The organism is Clostridium sp., assembly GCF_051650885.1.
Classification (GTDB): domain Bacteria; phylum Bacillota; class Clostridia; order Clostridiales; family Clostridiaceae; genus Clostridium.
Map to the genome: position 1 here is coordinate 12,329 of NZ_JBOFRG010000288.1, position 16,038 is coordinate 28,366.

The 16,038-nt window shown below is 28.4% G+C and carries 15 protein-coding genes; 5 read left to right on the forward strand and 10 right to left on the reverse strand.

Annotated elements, in window-relative coordinates; translation table 11 throughout:
• Window positions 1-110: 110 nt before the first annotated feature.
• Together ACRC28_RS13780 and ACRC28_RS13785 are read right to left on the reverse strand one after the other, a co-directional pair.
• Window positions 111-1,841 (reverse strand): ferredoxin hydrogenase, encoded by a 1,731-nt coding sequence (locus ACRC28_RS13780; protein WP_438544022.1) that lies wholly within the window; start codon window positions 1,839-1,841, stop codon window positions 111-113.
• Window positions 1,842-2,358: 517 nt separating this feature from the next.
• Window positions 2,359-2,670, reverse strand: a complete 312-nt coding sequence (locus ACRC28_RS13785; protein WP_438544023.1) for an ATP cone domain-containing protein — start codon at window positions 2,668-2,670, stop codon at window positions 2,359-2,361.
• Between the two features lie 129 nt (window positions 2,671-2,799).
• On the opposite strand from ACRC28_RS13785, the gene ACRC28_RS13790 reads away from it, so the two are divergent.
• From ACRC28_RS13790 to ACRC28_RS13800, 3 genes are read left to right on the forward strand one after another with little or no spacing between them, the layout of a single operon-like run.
• On the forward strand, window positions 2,800-3,717 hold the full coding sequence (locus ACRC28_RS13790) for a DUF5685 family protein (protein WP_438544024.1): 918 nt from the start codon (window positions 2,800-2,802) through the stop codon (window positions 3,715-3,717).
• A complete protein-coding gene (locus ACRC28_RS13795) occupies window positions 3,704-4,285 on the forward strand; it encodes a J domain-containing protein (protein ID WP_438544025.1) in 582 nt (193 codons plus the stop codon). Before ACRC28_RS13790 ends, ACRC28_RS13795 begins: the two co-directional genes overlap by 14 nt.
• A gap of 16 nt (window positions 4,286-4,301) precedes the next feature.
• Complete coding sequence (locus tag ACRC28_RS13800) at window positions 4,302-4,811, forward strand: hypothetical protein (RefSeq protein WP_438544026.1); 510 nt, start codon at window positions 4,302-4,304, stop codon at window positions 4,809-4,811.
• Window positions 4,812-4,835: 24 nt separating this feature from the next.
• Here ACRC28_RS13800 and ACRC28_RS13805 read toward each other — a convergent pair whose 3' ends face one another.
• The 3 genes from ACRC28_RS13805 to ACRC28_RS13815 form a co-directional block, all read right to left on the reverse strand.
• Window positions 4,836-6,275 (reverse strand): DUF2779 domain-containing protein, encoded by a 1,440-nt coding sequence (locus ACRC28_RS13805; protein WP_438544027.1) that lies wholly within the window; start codon window positions 6,273-6,275, stop codon window positions 4,836-4,838.
• Between the two features lie 43 nt (window positions 6,276-6,318).
• Window positions 6,319-7,326, reverse strand: a complete 1,008-nt coding sequence (locus ACRC28_RS13810) for an alpha/beta hydrolase fold domain-containing protein (RefSeq protein ID WP_438544028.1) — start codon at window positions 7,324-7,326, stop codon at window positions 6,319-6,321.
• Between the two features lie 223 nt (window positions 7,327-7,549).
• Window positions 7,550-8,914 (reverse strand): peptide MFS transporter, encoded by a 1,365-nt coding sequence (locus ACRC28_RS13815; RefSeq protein WP_438544029.1) that lies wholly within the window; start codon window positions 8,912-8,914, stop codon window positions 7,550-7,552.
• A 330-nt stretch (window positions 8,915-9,244) separates the two neighbouring features.
• On the opposite strand from ACRC28_RS13815, the gene ACRC28_RS13820 reads away from it, so the two are divergent.
• Both ACRC28_RS13820 and ACRC28_RS13825 read left to right on the forward strand, forming a co-directional pair.
• Window positions 9,245-10,756 (forward strand): bifunctional metallophosphatase/5'-nucleotidase, encoded by a 1,512-nt coding sequence (locus ACRC28_RS13820; RefSeq protein WP_438544030.1) that lies wholly within the window; start codon window positions 9,245-9,247, stop codon window positions 10,754-10,756.
• A 63-nt stretch (window positions 10,757-10,819) separates the two neighbouring features.
• Window positions 10,820-11,224: a single-stranded DNA-binding protein gene (locus tag ACRC28_RS13825; protein WP_438544031.1), complete on the forward strand. Its 405-nt coding sequence runs from the start codon at window positions 10,820-10,822 to the stop codon at window positions 11,222-11,224.
• 197 nt (window positions 11,225-11,421) lie between these two features.
• Here the strand turns inward: ACRC28_RS13825 and phnE (ACRC28_RS13830) are convergent, their stop codons facing one another.
• The 5 genes from phnE (ACRC28_RS13830) to ACRC28_RS13850 all read right to left on the reverse strand — a co-directional run bounded on the left by phnE (ACRC28_RS13830) (window position 11,422) and on the right by ACRC28_RS13850 (window position 15,891).
• Window positions 11,422-12,231, reverse strand: a complete 810-nt coding sequence (phnE, locus tag ACRC28_RS13830; protein ID WP_438544032.1) for a phosphonate ABC transporter, permease protein PhnE — start codon at window positions 12,229-12,231, stop codon at window positions 11,422-11,424.
• Window positions 12,232-13,056 carry a phosphonate ABC transporter, permease protein PhnE gene (gene phnE / locus ACRC28_RS13835; RefSeq protein WP_438544033.1) on the reverse strand — a complete coding sequence of 275 codons (825 nt, stop codon included), beginning with the start codon at window positions 13,054-13,056 and terminating at the stop codon, window positions 12,232-12,234.
• 1 nt (window position 13,057) lies between these two features.
• Complete coding sequence (phnC, locus tag ACRC28_RS13840; RefSeq protein WP_438544034.1) at window positions 13,058-13,822, reverse strand: phosphonate ABC transporter ATP-binding protein; 765 nt, start codon at window positions 13,820-13,822, stop codon at window positions 13,058-13,060.
• A gap of 82 nt (window positions 13,823-13,904) precedes the next feature.
• Window positions 13,905-14,933, reverse strand: coding sequence for a phosphate/phosphite/phosphonate ABC transporter substrate-binding protein (locus ACRC28_RS13845; protein WP_438544035.1), 1,029 nt, complete (start codon window positions 14,931-14,933; stop codon window positions 13,905-13,907).
• A 334-nt stretch (window positions 14,934-15,267) separates the two neighbouring features.
• Complete coding sequence (locus ACRC28_RS13850; protein WP_438544036.1) at window positions 15,268-15,891, reverse strand: DUF3793 family protein; 624 nt, start codon at window positions 15,889-15,891, stop codon at window positions 15,268-15,270.
• Between the last annotated feature and the right edge of the window lie 147 nt (window positions 15,892-16,038).

Here is a 16,038-nt window from a genome sequence, read left to right on the forward strand (position 1 = left end):
TTTTGTAATTTTTTATTCACTTTTATTCCATCTTTATTTATATCTTGTAAATATTTTTAATACTTTATTTTTTAATAAAAAAAGTCCTTACTTAAAAGGACTTTTCACTTCTATCTTTTTCTATATGTTGTATGGAATAATTCATGAGCCTTTCCTTTTCCTGGTTCACCTATATATTCTTCATACATTTTTATTATTGCTTCATTTTCATGGGATTTTCTCTTTTTAACAACATTTGCGTCTTGATTATATAAAACACTTGCTCTTAATTTTTTAAAGTCAAATTTTTCTCTATCTAAAGATGAAACCTGTGGTTGACCACCACCATTTATACATCCTCCAGGACAATCCATAACTTCAACTAAGCTATATCCTTTCTCTAAATTTCCTTCTTCAACAAATTTAAAAAAGTTTTTAGCTCCATTTATTACTGCAATTTTATGGTCTTCTCCTTTTATTTTTATAATACTTTCTTTTATTCCTTGGAATCCTCTAACTTCTGTATAATCAACATCTTCTAAACTTTTTCCTTCTAGTTTATCCATAGCTGTTCTAAGTGCAGCCTCCATCACTCCACCAGTTGCTCCAAATATAGCTCCTGCTCCACTATACATTCCCATAGCTTCATCTACACTACTTTCTTCTAAATTTTCAAAATCAATTTTTCTTTTTTTAATCATTCTTCCAAGTTCTTTTGCTGTTAATACTGCATCTATATTTCTTATTCCGTCGTTCTCCATCTCTGGTCTATTCATTTCAAACTTCTTTGTTATACATGGCATTATTGTTACTGTAAAAATATTTTCTGGTTTTATTTTTGCTATATGAGGATAATAGCTTTTACTTGCTGCACCAAAAATCTGTTGCGGTGATTTAGTTGTTGAAAGATTCTGAATTAACTCTGGGAAATAATGTTCTACAAGTCTTATCCATCCTGGACAACATGAAGTAAACATAGGAAAAGGTCCTCCCTTTTCTATTCTTTCTATAAATTCTGTTCCTTCTTCCATTATTGTTGCATCTGCTCCAAAGTTTATATCAAAAATTTTATCAAATCCAACCTCTCTCATTGCTGTATAAAGCTTTCCTGTTACATCAACTCCAAAGCCCATATTAAACATTTCACCAAATCCAGCTCTAACAGCTGGTGCCATTGCTACAATTACATGTTTATTTTCATCCGCTAATGCCTCTTCTACCATTTCTATATGTGATTTTTCTTGCAATGCATCAACAGGACATACTGTTAAGCATTGACCACAAAGAAGACATCCCGTATCATCAAAGCATTTTAATTCTCGTGGGCCTACTATTCTTTCTCCATTTTCTAAATCATGAAATATAATTGATTTTGTAGTAGTTTCTTCTCTACACATAGCTACACATCTACCACATTTTATACATCTATTCCTATTTAAATGTAATGCATGACTTCTATCATCAAAATACTCAACTCCATCTTTTGCTATGTATGGCTTTGTTGCTCTTCCTTTAGTTTTTATAACTAATCTAAATAATTCACAGTTTTCTTTTCTCTTACATCCGCCACATTTAAAATCATGTTTATCTAAAAGTTCCGAGACCTTTTTCTTTACTTCTTCTTTTATCTCTTCTTCTTCAGAGCTTACAACTAATCCATCCTCTGCTTTTGTTGAGCAAGCTTTAAAAAATCCTTCCTTCCCTTCAATTTTAACTAAACACATTCCACAAATCCCTTTATGATAACATTCCTTCAAATAACATAAAGCAGGTATTTGTATATTATTCTCTCTTGCTAATTCTAAAATTGTTTTTTCACCCTCAAATGCTATATCAATATTATTTATTCTTATTTTTTCCAAAGTTAATTCCTCCTAATATATTTTCTTCTTTATATTCCCCATTTCTTTACATAATATGCAAAGAAAAGCTCTAAAACACCTTAGGTTTTAGAGCTTTATATTAAACTTCTTTAACTTCTATTTTTTCTTTTGCAATAATATATAAAGCTAATCCTAATACGCTTACTAAAGCTATGCCTATAGAACCTGCTGCAAAAGTTTTCTTTACTTTCATCACAAATTCAACTCCTACAAATATCTTCTATATATAGTATGCCTCTTAACTTAATTCGCTATCTAAAACTTTTATTTTTAAATTTTTCCCAAAATAAAAAGACTACAAATATATTGCAGTCTTTCACATCATTTTTTTCTATATCCTATATTTTTTGTATCTCTTTCACTTCCTAGTAGCCCTATAAAACTAATTCCTGCTACCAAAAGTATTATACTCCCACCCAATACTATTAATAAATTCACTTCTCGTCTCTCCCTTTTTACCCTTTTCACCTATTATTATACATTATAGTTAATTACTTTAAAATAATGAATTTATATAAGCTTCAGCTACTTTAATGTATCTAAGCTTTATTAAAGTATCTATAACTATTCCTCTTATTTCAAATATACTAACAATATATTCATTTTCCTCATTTTTTTTAGTGGCTATCTCTTTTATTTTTTTGAATACTGCCTTAGTTATTATTTTTATCTCTTTTGAACTTAACCAAAGTCCTATATCAATACCTGTATTTCTTATACTTGTTTGAATTTTATCTTCTTCTAACTTTTCAATTTGAAAATTTCGTTTTAATACTTTTATTTCCATAATATCACCACATTTATTCATATATTATATATTATGAAGTTTTATATCCTTTGTTCTCCTTATACTGTCTAAAAATTAGATATTTATCTATTTATTAAGATTTTTTTATTGTATAATACTTTTATACTTAAATTTAAAGGAGTGTTTTTATTGTTTGGATATGTTACTCCATTAAAGCCAGAGCTTAAAATAAAAGAGTTTAATTTATTTAATGGTTATTATTGTGGGCTTTGTCATTCTATAAAAAAACAATTTGGTAATTTACCTAGAATGGCACTTAATTATGATATGACTTTTTTATCTCTTTTCTTAGATGGCTTAATAGATGAAAAAGAACAGGCTAAAATGCTACGATGCTTTGTTCATCCAGCTAAAAAAAAGCCTGTTATTGTAAGTAATTCTGCTGTTGATTATGCAGCTAACATGAATGTATCTTTATTTTATTATAAAATGTTAGATGATTTTACTGATGATAAAACTTTTAAAAGTAAGGCAAGTCTTTTCTTTTTAAGCCCTTATCAAAAAAAGTTTTCATCTAAAATAAATGTAATTAATGAAAAGATTGAGAAATCCTTAAAGGAACTCGCTCTTCTTGAATCTTCTAAAGATTTCAATTCTATAGATGATATTTGTCATCCTTTTGCTGAAATAGTAGGAAACATTTTAATGATGTATCCAAATTCACTTAGAAATGATTCTTTTGACCTTCGTGAAGACCTTTATTACTTTGGTTATTCACTTGGAAAATGGATTTATCTTATTGATGCTCTTGATGATTTAGAAGAAGATATAGAAAAAAATAAGTTTAATCCACTTAATTTTTTATATAATAGGGAAAATCTAAATTATTCTGACCTTTTAGCTAATATAAAGGAACGATTAGAATTTAGTATTTTAAGCAGTGCATGTACATGTAGAGATTACTTCTATAAACTTCCATTAAAACGTAATAATGATATAATAAAAAATATCATAGAATTAGGTATGATGGATAGGTACACAAAAATTATAAATAAAAATAAAACTTGTTCAATGAAAGGTAGTGAATTTAATAATGAATCCATATGAGGTTTTAGGCGTTAGAGAAGGCGCTTCACAAGATGAAATAAAAAAAGCGTACAGAGCTTTAGTAAAAAAATATCACCCTGACCAATTTACAGATAATCCATTAAAAGAACTTGCTAACGAGAAATTAAGAGAAATTAATGATGCTTATGATACTTTAATGAAAAATGCATCTACTAATGGCTCTTATTCAAATGCTAATTCTAATACAAATGAATTTTCTGAAATAAGAATGCTTATTCAAAATAGAAACTTTAATTTAGCTTTAGATAAGCTTAGCACAATCCAAAATCACAATGCTGAGTGGCATTATTTAATGGGAATTACATATTTTTCTCTTGGGCGTGCTGATTCTGCTCTTAATTATTTAAATCAAGCTGTTCAAATGGACCCAAATAATTTTGAATATAGGCAAGCACTTAGCAACTTAACTCAAAGAAATAGAGGATATTCTAATCCATATAACACTAATAATGTAAATGGAATGAATGCTTGTAGTTGTTGTATGGATCTTTGGTGTCTTGATTCTCTTTGTGAATGTTGTGGTGGCGATATTATCGGCTGCTGTTAATTAAAAGGAGTTTTTTATGAGAAAGAGTAAAGCTTCATATATTACTACTGGAGGAATCCTTATAGCTTTAACCCTAGTGGTACTTTACTTAGCACAACTTATACAAATAAATACTTTAACATTACTTACAGTAGCCTCTTTATTTGTTCCTGTAGCGTTAATTAAATGTAATTTAAAAACTGCATGGACTGTATATATAGGCTCTTCTATCTTATCTCTTTTATTGATTAATTTAGAAGTTGCTCTTATGTATACAATATTTTTTGGGCTATATGGTGTTATTAAGTATTTAGCTGAGAAAAAACGTCATCATAAACCCACTGAAATATTAATAAAATTAGTATTTTTCAATATTTCTATATTTATTTACTATTTTATTTTCATTAGTATTTTAGGACCTGTGGTTACAGAGTTTCCACTATATGTCCTTTTAATAATTAGTGAATTCGTATTTCTTATTTATGATTACGGCTTAACACTTTTAATTGCTTTTTATATGCAAAAAATTCATACAAGACTAAAATAGAGAGTACAAAACTGTACTCTCTATTTATATTATCTTTTTCAGTTCTTCATATATTTTAACCATTGCTAAAGTATCTAATTTACAATACTCTAATAGGTCTTTTCTTATCTCTTCTCTTTCTTCCTTTGTTTTTTTAATAAGATTTGGAAATGCCTTCATTGCCATTTCTCCATTACTTATATTTAGCCCCTCATAAGAAAAGCTTTTTCCACATAAGCTTGGTAAAACTTTTTTTATAGAATAACTAAACCCCATTTCTTTTCTATAAATATGCTTTTCTTTAAATGGTATCATTAAATCTACTATTCTTTTATTCAACTCTTCAAGCTTTCCTCTTAAATCTTTATGCATTTCTGCCATATTTTTTATAACTGAACTTTCAAATCCTGCATTATAAACTACTATTCGCCCACCATCATCCTCTATATCTTTAATTAAGCTTTCTGAAAAGGGTCTAGTGGTATCTGTTCCCTCTTCACCTAAATACTCTTTATGAGTAAGTTTTCCATCCTTACTTAATATATGCAAAGAGTATTGAAAAGGAATTTGCATATACGGTCTTCGGCCTTCATAACTTGGAACTGCTTCTTGAAAAGTTTCAAAATCTAAAAAATATAGTGGGAATTTTTCTATCTTAGATAAATATTTTTCTATTTCTTTTTTATTTAGATACTGCTTATTTTCTATTTCTGCATCTAACATAATCTTAAACTTATTTTTAGGAGTAAGCTTTTCTTTTACATCTCTAAATGTTTTTATTCCATTTTTGAAATATTCTATCTTTTTTTCATTTCCTATACTTCTTCCATCAATTTTAAATATATCGGTTTTCAAAACCTCTGGAAAACATATTGAAAGACCTTTACATTTTGGGTTCTGTATACATCCTACACTCAAATCCACCTGAACTTTTTTTCCTTTAATCACATCATTTATTTCATTTATCTTTTCTTCAATTTCCTCTCCATTACTTACCTTTAAACTTTCCCCTTTAAATAGTAAATTAAGATTTAAGTCTTTTTCTCTAACGTAAGTATTATCTATATGGATTACTATCATCTTTTCTATCTGTATATGAAGTTTTTCACATATATATTGGATAAACTCGCACTTTCTTTTACTTTTTTCACTTACTTTTGTAGATGTATCAATTACATATACATTTATGCCATACGCAGTATTTTCTATTATATCTATTCGTGCTTCTAAATCATTATATTTTAAAGCCCCACGTCCTATACTATACCCTTTATTTAATAATTTCTCTGTAAGTTCTGTTCTTCTATCTATATCTAAGGCTTCATCTATAAGCTCTAAATTCTTAAAATTTTTCAAGACTAAACCTTTTATATTATTTATTCTTTCATATTCATCTGCATCAAAGCTTTCGTAATCCTCTGTGTTTTTGCTATTATATAAATCTACTAAACACTCTCTTCCTTTTATATAATCTCTCTCATTCACAATTTTCCCTCCTTTTCTTTTCTCCTTATAAATATATTCCCTTCTATCTTAAATCTGTATTAAAAATTATAAAATTTACAAATTTTATAGACAATTCCATCATCTGCTCTTTATCTATATTTCTTAAATCATGCCCACAGTTTTGAAGATTTAAAAGCTTTGCATTGTTTCCACTCTCTTCAAGCTTTTTATAAAGTTCTTCAGAATCTTTAAATGGTACCATCTTATCCTCTTCACCATGAATAATAAGAGTACTTGGCATTCCCTTTTTCACATAATTTATAGGACTATATTCTTCCATATATTCATTTATATTATTTCTACCATTAAGGTTTTGTTCTCTTTTATCAATAGCTTTTTTCAAGTCACCTTTAGCTATATTCATGTTTAACCCCTTTAAATCTGTTGGACCAAATAAATCAACTACCCATTTGACTTTAGATGAATAATCTTTTAATGGCTCATAACTGTTAAACATATTATTATCTGTATAAGCTGCCATTAATGATAATTGTGCCCCTGCTGATGCACCTATAATTCCTGTTTCATTTTTATTAAATCCATATTCCTTTGCGTTTTTATTTACCCACCTTATAGCATCCTTTACATCTGAAACCTGAGTTTCAAAATCTATTTCTTTAGTATCTTTTGTGTAATTAACACTAATTATTGTAAAACCCTCGTTTCTGAATATATCTAATATAGGTTCCATAAAGGTAGGTATACTAGCATTTCCATATATCCAACTTCCACCATGAACATATAGTATTACGGGCGTACCATTTTTAAGCTTTTTTCTAGCCTCATATATGTCTAAGGTTACATCCTTTTCCTTGTCTTTTTTATAAACTACCTCTTTAGCATCTATCATTTTATTCATATCAGTATTGCTAGAAACTGCCACTGACTGAAGCTTATCTTTTAATATAGGATACTCTTTATACACATTAATATAAAATCCTATTTGACCTCTAAAATAATATAAAGTTCCTCCTATTAAAGCTATTATTATACAAAGTATTATCGCTATTATTTTTAAAAATTTCTTCATACCCCAAACCTCACTTCTAAATAGAGTCTCATTTAGAATTATTCTCATAATTCTCCATTTTAAATCACTATATCATGAATAATCCCATAAATAAATTAATCTTTCCTTAAATCTTCTCTCTCCATCTCATCAAAAAACTTACTTTAAATACAAAAAGAAGGAGCTACTATCTAAGCTCCTTCTCAATTCTCAATTTTTAATTTATCATTTTTAATTACACCGTCTATTCCATCATCTTAGAAATCTTATTGCTAAACAATAATAATACTATCCCAAGTACTATACATACTCCTGATATCAGTGCAAAAATTTCTCTCGCTCCAAATGCTTCTAAGTTAGATGCAATAAATCCACCTAGTATGTTTGCAACTCCTGAACTTGCAAGCCATACCCCCATTAATAATGAAGCTAATTTTACTGGTGCTATTTTTGTTACCATTGATAATCCTATTGGTGATAAACATAATTCTCCTACTGTATTTAAGAAGTATGTTATTACAAGCCACCATATACTAGCTTTTACTAATGGATTTTCAGCACTTCCAATTGACATAGTAGCAAATACCATTACTAAGAATCCTAATCCAAGAACTATCATTCCAAGTGCCATCTTTGTTGGAACCTTCATGTCCCCTTTCTTTCTATTTGCAAGAGTAAACCATATCTTTGCAAATATTGGTGAAAGAAGTAATACAAATATTGGATTTAATGATTGAAGCCATGATACTGGAAGTGTCATTCCAAATATATTTCTATCAGTTAAATCTTTCGCAAACATTGTAAGTGAGCTTCCAGCTTGTTCAAAACCAGCCCAGAAGAATACTACAAATGCTGCTAATATGAATATTGCAATTGTTCTTCTTTTTTCTCTTTTTGTTAAAGGTTTTTTCTCAACGACTTTTTGTTCTTTAGTCATTTTTTTCTTTTCTAAATGACCTAAGTACTTAGGTGCTAGTGTAACAAATATAATTTGTCCAATTATCATCCCAATAGCTGCTGCTAAGAATCCATATTTGAATCCATATTGAACTATTTGTCCATTTATTTTATTGGCAAAAATATTTTCAGCAAGTAATCCACAAGCTATTGGTGCTATTAATGAACCAATATTTATTCCCATATAAAATATAGTAAATGCCGAGTCTTTTCTGCTATCGCCTTCTGGATATAATTGTCCTACTACTGTTGAAATATTAGGTTTAAAGAATCCATTCCCTATTATTAATAAGGCTAGTCCTATATATAACCCTATATGACCTGAAACACCAAATAACACTAGGTTACCTACAACCATTATTCCTCCACCTAAAACTATTGAAAGCTTTTGGCCTAAAAATCTATCTGCTAAGTACCCTCCTATAATTGGAGTAAAGTATGTAAACCCTGTATATAATCCATATATCATAGATGCAGTACCAAGTGCATATCCTAAACCACCTTGTATAAAGCTAGTTGTTAAATATAACATTAGTAATGATCTCATTCCATAATAGCTAAATCTTTCCCACATTTCTGTAAAGAATAATAGATACAGCCCTGGTGGATGTTTTAATTTTGTCGTTTTTCTACTAACAGTTGTTTCTGCCATGTGTACTCCCCCTCTAATTTAGTCCTTTTTATTCATTTTATTTAATAATTTAAAACTTTTGTGCTTTTTTATTTAATACTTTAATAAAACTATAACACATTACGACACTTTATTCAAATTTATACCTAGAATTTTTTGGTATTTTATAACTATATAATAAATTTGTTAACAAATCAAATCTTTTATTCTTACTTTCTTAACTTATAGATACTTTTATTCAAGCCATTTTCTCTTTTTTTTGAATTTAAATCGATTTTTTTCTACAACTTTCGTTCAAATTTTATTAACAGATTGTTTTTTTTTTGATATACTTTAATTGAGGTGTTTATTATGAAAAATTTAAAAATTTATTTTACTTCAGACATTCATGGATTTATTTTTCCAACTGACTATAGAGATTTTGAAAAAAAAGAAATAGGATTATTAAATATTATCAATGAATTTGATAAAGATGCTAATACTTTAATAATTGATGGTGGAGATACTATTCAAGGTTCTCCTTATACAACATATATATCAAAGCAAAATTTTAAAACTCATCCTATAAGTAATGTTATGAACTTAGGGCAATATGATTTTATAACTCTTGGTAATCATGATTTCAATTATGGATATGATTATCTATCAAAATATTTAACAGATTTCAACGGAACCTGTCTTTGTTCTAATATTATAGATAAAAAAGATATATTACCTATAAAACCTTATTCAATTAAAACTTTAGAAAATGGACTTAAAGTTGGTGTTATAGGTTTAACAACAGAATTTATTCCTGTTTGGGAGAAAAAAGAGAATTTAGAAAACATAGATGTTTTAAATTCATTTAATTCTATAAAAAAATATCATGACCTTATAAAAGATGAAGTGGATATTTTAATCGGGGTTTACCATGGAGGGTTTGAAAAAGATATTCATACCTTTGAAAGCTTAAGTAACACAAAAGAAAATTTAGCTTTTAAGATTTGTGAAGAATTAAAATTTGACCTTCTTTTAACAGGTCATCAACATATGGAAATATGTGATACTACTTTATTCGGCACTCATATAGTTCAAACTCCAAATAATGGACTTAAGTATGCTGAGGTTAATTTAGATATCATAAATGAAAATATTTCAATTTCATCTAAACTTACAAAGCCAAAAGTTTCTGATAATAAATTTGATATTAGTTATTTATCCTCTTTTGAAAGTGAAGTTCAAAATTGGCTTGATACTCCTGTTGGATTTTTAGATAAACCATTAAACCCTGAATCACATTTAGACATGGCTCTTAATGGTTCTCCACTAGCAAACTTTATAAATGAAGTTCAAATTTATAATTCAAATGCTCAAATAGCTTGTACTTCATTTGCCAATTCAGTTAAAGGCTTTAATAAAGAAGTTACTATTCGTGATATTGTTTCTACTTATATTTATCCAAATACACTAGTAGTTTTAGAAGTAACAAAGGATATTTTAATAAAAGCTTTATATAAATCATCAACATACTTCGCTTTAAATAATGGAGATGTAGAAATTTCTGATAGTTTCTTAAAACCTAAAGTTGAACATTATAATTATGACTACTTTTTTAATATAGAATATACTTTTGATTTAAATAAAGACGGTTTAGATAGAGTTTCCTCTGTTAAATATAATGGAAATGATTTAGAAAATGATAAAACATATTCCTTAGTTATGAATAACTATAGAGCTAGTGGAACTGGTGGATATGAATTTTTAAAGGATTGTCCTGTCTTAAAAGAAATACAAGTCGAAATGACTGAACTTCTTATTAATTACTTTATAGAACATAAAAATATTAAGACAAATGAAAAAAAATGGATAAAAATCAAATATTAATTGTATATTTTTGAAATTACTGTCAATACTCCTTAATGAGAACACATTAAGGAGTTGATTTTTTTGAATAAAGTAATATTAACAGGTAATTTAACAAAGGATTTAGAATTAAGATTTTCTAAAGATAAAGGCACACCATATGTTAGAGGTATGCTTGCAGTGCATGGATTTAAAAAAGATTCAACAAACTTTATACCTTTCGCCATTTTTAATAAAAAGGCTGAAGTTTTAGCTACTTATGCTAAAAAAGGTGCCCACATCGCTATTTTTGGAGAGCTTGAAAGAAAAGCTTATTTTAGCGAAAAGGATGAAACTAATATTTACAAAACAACAGTTCTCGCAGATAATTTTGAATTTATTAATTCAAGCAGAAAAAAAACTAATGATGAAAAATCATTAAACAATGAAGATTTAGACTCTAATGAACTTTTAGAAGAGTTAGCTTTAGACAGTAATCTTCCATTTTAAAAGATATATTTGGCTGACCCCCCATAGTTATATCCCCTTATAACCTATCCATTCAGCCATTTATATAAAGCAAGGAATTACCATTTTGGTAATTCCTTTTATTTTTGCAATTAATATATTTTCAAAAAAAGAAAGCCTAATTTCTTAAGCTTCCTTTTCATTTATATTAAGTTTATTTTTAGGCTTTTTAGATTTTTTTATCCTCTTGCAAGCTTTGTTCTAAGCTTACTTGAGTAGTATTCTACAATCAGTACAAATATTACTAACACTATAAGGATTGCTCCAGCTTTGCTCCAATCATATGATTGCATTGCAAAGATAAGTGGTGCTCCTATTCCTCCTGCTCCTACCATTCCTAAGATAGTTGCATCTTTTACGTTTATTTCATATCTGTAAATTGCTGTTGATACGAAGTTTGTAAATAACTGTGGTAATATTCCATATCTTATTTTTTGGAAAGTTGAACATCCTGCTGCATCTAAAGATTCTAATATTCTTGTATCTAAATCTTCAATTGATTCTATATAAAGCTTTGTTATCATCCCGATAGATGCTACTGAAAGTGTTAATACTCCTGTAAATGGACCTGGTCCTGACACTCTTATAAACATAAGTCCATAAACAAATGCTGGGAATGTTCTAATAGCTGCTACTATAAATGTTCCAATTGTACTTACCCATTTTGGTACTATATTGCTTGCACAGATAAATGCAAATGGTACTGAGATTATAGCTCCTATTATTGTTCCTAAGAATGCTATACATGCTGTTTCAAATATTAAATATAAAACTCCTGTTTTTGTAAAGTTAAATAAGAATTCTGTATCAGGTGTAAATAAACCTTTTATTATCCCTTCAACTATTCCAAATCCATTTTGTTGTATCCCTTTAAATTCAACGCTTGTACTTGCCCAAGCTATTATTAAAAGTACTATTCCTATGTTAATACTTCTCTTCACCCATACTTTTGGTTCTGCTAGAAGTCTTTCTCTTATTCTTTCTGTCATTTACGATAACCTCTCTCTTATGAATTTACTTAGATACTCAATTGAGATAACTGTTATGAATAGCATTATAAGAATCATCCCTACTCTTGGGTACTCTCTCCATCCTATTTTTTCATTTAAGATTATTCCAATTCCACCTGCTCCTACATATCCAAGTATTGCTGCATAACGTACATTTATCTCAAAACTATAAAGACATGTAGATAAATACGTTGGTAATATTTGAGGTAATACTGCCCCTATAAAGGCTTGTAGTTTTGTTGCCCCTACAGCTTCCATAGCTTCAAAAGGTCCCATATCTACTGTTTCTATCTTTTCATAAAGCATTTTTGCTACAATTCCAAATGTGAAAATTGTTATTGCAACTGTTCCTGCAAATGTTCCTACATCAAATATAAATGTTGCTATAATCGCTATAATAAGTGTTGGTATTGTTCTTATTATACTTGAGAAAAATCTTACTACATTTAATGTAAATTTATTAGTGTTAATATTCGATGACGATAATATTGCAAATGGTATTGCAATTATACATCCAAAGATTGAGCCTAGTATTGACATTTTTATTGTATCTAAAAGTTGTGTCCAAATTGGTGCTATATATCCTGTATCAGGTGGAACCATGTCCCCAAGCATTCCAAAGAATTTGTCACCTCTTTTTATTAGTGTTTCAAATGAGAAATCTGTTATCTTCATAGATATTAATACAAGAATTACTAATCCTATAATTACATATGGTGCTTTTGATTTTGGTGGTTTAACTTCTTTACCATTTGAAAGAGAAATTTCTTTTGGTTTAAAAATATTCTTTAAAAATCCTAACATACTATTCCCCCATCATTTCATCTTGTGTTACTTCACGTCCATATATTTCTTTTAAAATGTCTCCAGTTACTTTATCTGAAGGCCCATCATAAATAATTTCCCCAGCCTTTATTCCAATAACTCTATCTGCATATTTAAGTGCTAAATCTACATGGTGGATATTTATTAAGATTGATATTTCCATTTCAGTATTTATTCTTTTAAAATCATCCATAACTTCTTTTGCTGTTACTGGATCTAACGCTGCAACTGGCTCATCTGCTAAAATAATCTCTGGCTTTTGTGCAAGTGTTCTAGCTAAAGCTACCCTTTGCTGTTGCCCACCTGAAAGTTGGTCTGCTCTTACGTATGCCTTATCTAATATTCCTACTTTATCTAATGCTTCTAAAGCTATAACTTTATCATTTTCAGAGTATAATCCTAATAATGATCTATAAATTGGTAGATCTGGTACTCTTGAAGTTAGTACATTTTTTATAACTGTAGTCCTATTAATTAAGTTGAAAGATTGGAATACCATTCCTATATTTCTTCTAAAACTTCTAAGTTCTCTCCCTTTTAAAGAGTTTACATTTTGATTATTTACAGTAAGAGTACCTTCTGTAATATCATGCATTCTATTTATTGTTCTTAAAAGAGTACTTTTACCTGCTCCTGAAAGACCTATTATTGCTACGAATTCACCTTGTTTTATTTCTAAGTTTATATTATTTAATGCTTTATATCCATTTGGATATACCTTACTTACGTTTTCAAATTTAATCAAAATTGTTCCCTCCAATTATAAAAAATATAGGCTCATGTTTTAATTTACATGAGCCTAAAGTTATCTATTTTACTAATTAATCTTATTTATTTAATTCTTTTAGTAATTTTTGTGCTTCACGCTCACTATTATAATTTTCATCTTTTGCTTCTGTGTATCCTGAATGACTGTAAATTGCTATTACTTCTTTACCTTCAGGTGTTTGTGCAATTTCTAAGAATGATTCTTTAATTGCATTTTTTAATTCTGGACTAACTGACTCGTCTTTTGTAACTGCTATCATGTCATTGTATATTGGCTTAGTTACACCAACTACTGCTGTTTCTGTCCATATGTCTTTTTTACCGTGTGATGTTTTCCAGTTTTCTTCATAATCTCTTCTTACATCTGCGTATCCAGTCATAACATCAGCTTGTCCTGCTGCAAGTTTTGCTACTGCATCTGCATATGAAGGAGTTTGAATTATGCTATCACTTATCTCTCCAAGACCATTTATTCCATAGTTATCTTTAAGCCATAATGATGGATAAACATATCCTGCTGGAGAAGTTGTGCTACTTGGTACCGCCCACTTAACACTCTTTATATCTTCAACTGTTAATTTTTCTCCATTGTTTATTTTCTTAGCTAAAGCTTGCCCTTTTTCTGAAGGTCCAGCTATAATTAAACTTCTGTAGCTATCTGCTTTATTATCATTTAATCCAACTGTTGGCTTTGTATTCCAATCCTTTGCATTATCTGAATCATGGTTTAACGAATCTCTTGTTGCTGTTAATAACGCCTCTGCCCCTGTGTCATGAAGTACATATGTGCTTCCTGGAATAAATCCTACATGAGCTGTTCCCGCCCCTAAAGCTTCTGCAACAGTTTCAAAGTTTGTTCCTACATTTACTGAAACTTCTTCAAACTCAAAACCTTTTTCTTTAAGCTTTTCTGTTAACATTTTTTGAAGTGGCTCAGTTGCCTTTTCAATTTCCTTTGTGTCTCTTGATGGTACAAACTGTACAACTAACTCCTCTGGTCCTTTTGAGTCTGATGCCCCACATCCTACAAATATTGAAGCTCCTAAAACTGCAGCTCCTACTAATGAAACAATCTTTTTAAATTTCATTACTATTCCTCCCTAAAAATAAACTTTTAACTTCTTTCCCTTAAGTTATTTTGAGTATATCATAATTCTACATATTTTTGAACAATTTATTAATATTTTTTCTAAATTAATAAATTTAAGTCTATTTTGGTCTATTTTTTAATATTTTTTGAATTAAATTTAACTTTTATTCACATTTCGTTTTTATAGTGTACACTTTTAGGTAATTTCTTGAAAATCACTCAAGCTATATTTCTCTATTTTTTTCTTTAATGTTATTTTTTTGAATTTTTTCTGCAAATAAAATTACTTTAAATAAATTTGCATATAAAAAAAAGACTATTTCTAGTCTTTTTTAAGCACATATTCTTTTATTAAATTTAAAAATTCGTTTTTTTAAACTTATCTCTTCATTTATCGTATCTATCATTGCTATCTTAGAATTATCATATCTATCAAATATCTTTTTTGATTCTTCATAATCATTAAAAACCTTCCAATACCCACATAATAGACATTTTTTATTGCTGCATTCCATAAAATCTTGCACATCCTCTATAGGTATACCTAAAAAAATCCCAAGTTCATGCGGACAATGATATTCTTCATATCTTTCTACTAATCTTATTAGATTTTTCTCTAATCCTAGATTTAATTTATATCCTAAATTCTCTAAGAACAACTTACTTTTAATCTTGTTTACACAATTTAATAAATTTCTTTCATTATATATGAGAATAATCATTGCTTCTTCATTTTTTCTTAATGGCATTTCTTTTAGATTAGAGGCCTCTAAAAATTCCTCCTTAATATCTAACCAAATTGAATATTCTTCTTTTTGAAGCTTCAAAGTTATGGTTGATGAAGGTTTATCCCCTGATATCACTGGAGCTAAAGTAAATAATAAATATTTCTCTAAAGTCTCCCTTGTATTCATATTTTTTAAGTCTACATAAAAGTCTAAAATTTTCTTACTCATTTATACTCATCTCCAATTGATATTTATTTTCATTAAGATAATGATATTATAAATGATAATGATTGTCAATACCTTTTGTTTGGAGTAAAAGCTCTCATCTATAAAATTTATTTTTGTTTAAAATAAAATAAGAGTTATATAAAAGCC

Coding starts and splice junctions, on each gene's coding strand:
- ACRC28_RS13785 (WP_438544023.1), bottom strand. CDS start 2,670: ATGAATAAATGTGGTGATATTATGGAAATAAAAGTATTAAAACGAAAT.
- ACRC28_RS13795 (WP_438544025.1), top strand. CDS start 3,704: ATGAATCCATATGAGGTTTTAGGCGTTAGAGAAGGCGCTTCACAAGAT.
- ACRC28_RS13800 (WP_438544026.1), top strand. CDS start 4,302: ATGAGAAAGAGTAAAGCTTCATATATTACTACTGGAGGAATCCTTATA.
- ACRC28_RS13810 (WP_438544028.1), bottom strand. CDS start 7,326: ATGAAGAAATTTTTAAAAATAATAGCGATAATACTTTGTATAATAATA.
- ACRC28_RS13815 (WP_438544029.1), bottom strand. CDS start 8,914: ATGGCAGAAACAACTGTTAGTAGAAAAACGACAAAATTAAAACATCCA.
- ACRC28_RS13820 (WP_438544030.1), top strand. CDS start 9,245: ATGAAAAATTTAAAAATTTATTTTACTTCAGACATTCATGGATTTATT.
- phnE (WP_438544032.1), bottom strand. CDS start 12,231: ATGACAGAAAGAATAAGAGAAAGACTTCTAGCAGAACCAAAAGTATGG.
- phnE (WP_438544033.1), bottom strand. CDS start 13,056: ATGTTAGGATTTTTAAAGAATATTTTTAAACCAAAAGAAATTTCTCTT.
- ACRC28_RS13845 (WP_438544035.1), bottom strand. CDS start 14,933: ATGAAATTTAAAAAGATTGTTTCATTAGTAGGAGCTGCAGTTTTAGGA.
- ACRC28_RS13850 (WP_438544036.1), bottom strand. CDS start 15,891: ATGAGTAAGAAAATTTTAGACTTTTATGTAGACTTAAAAAATATGAAT.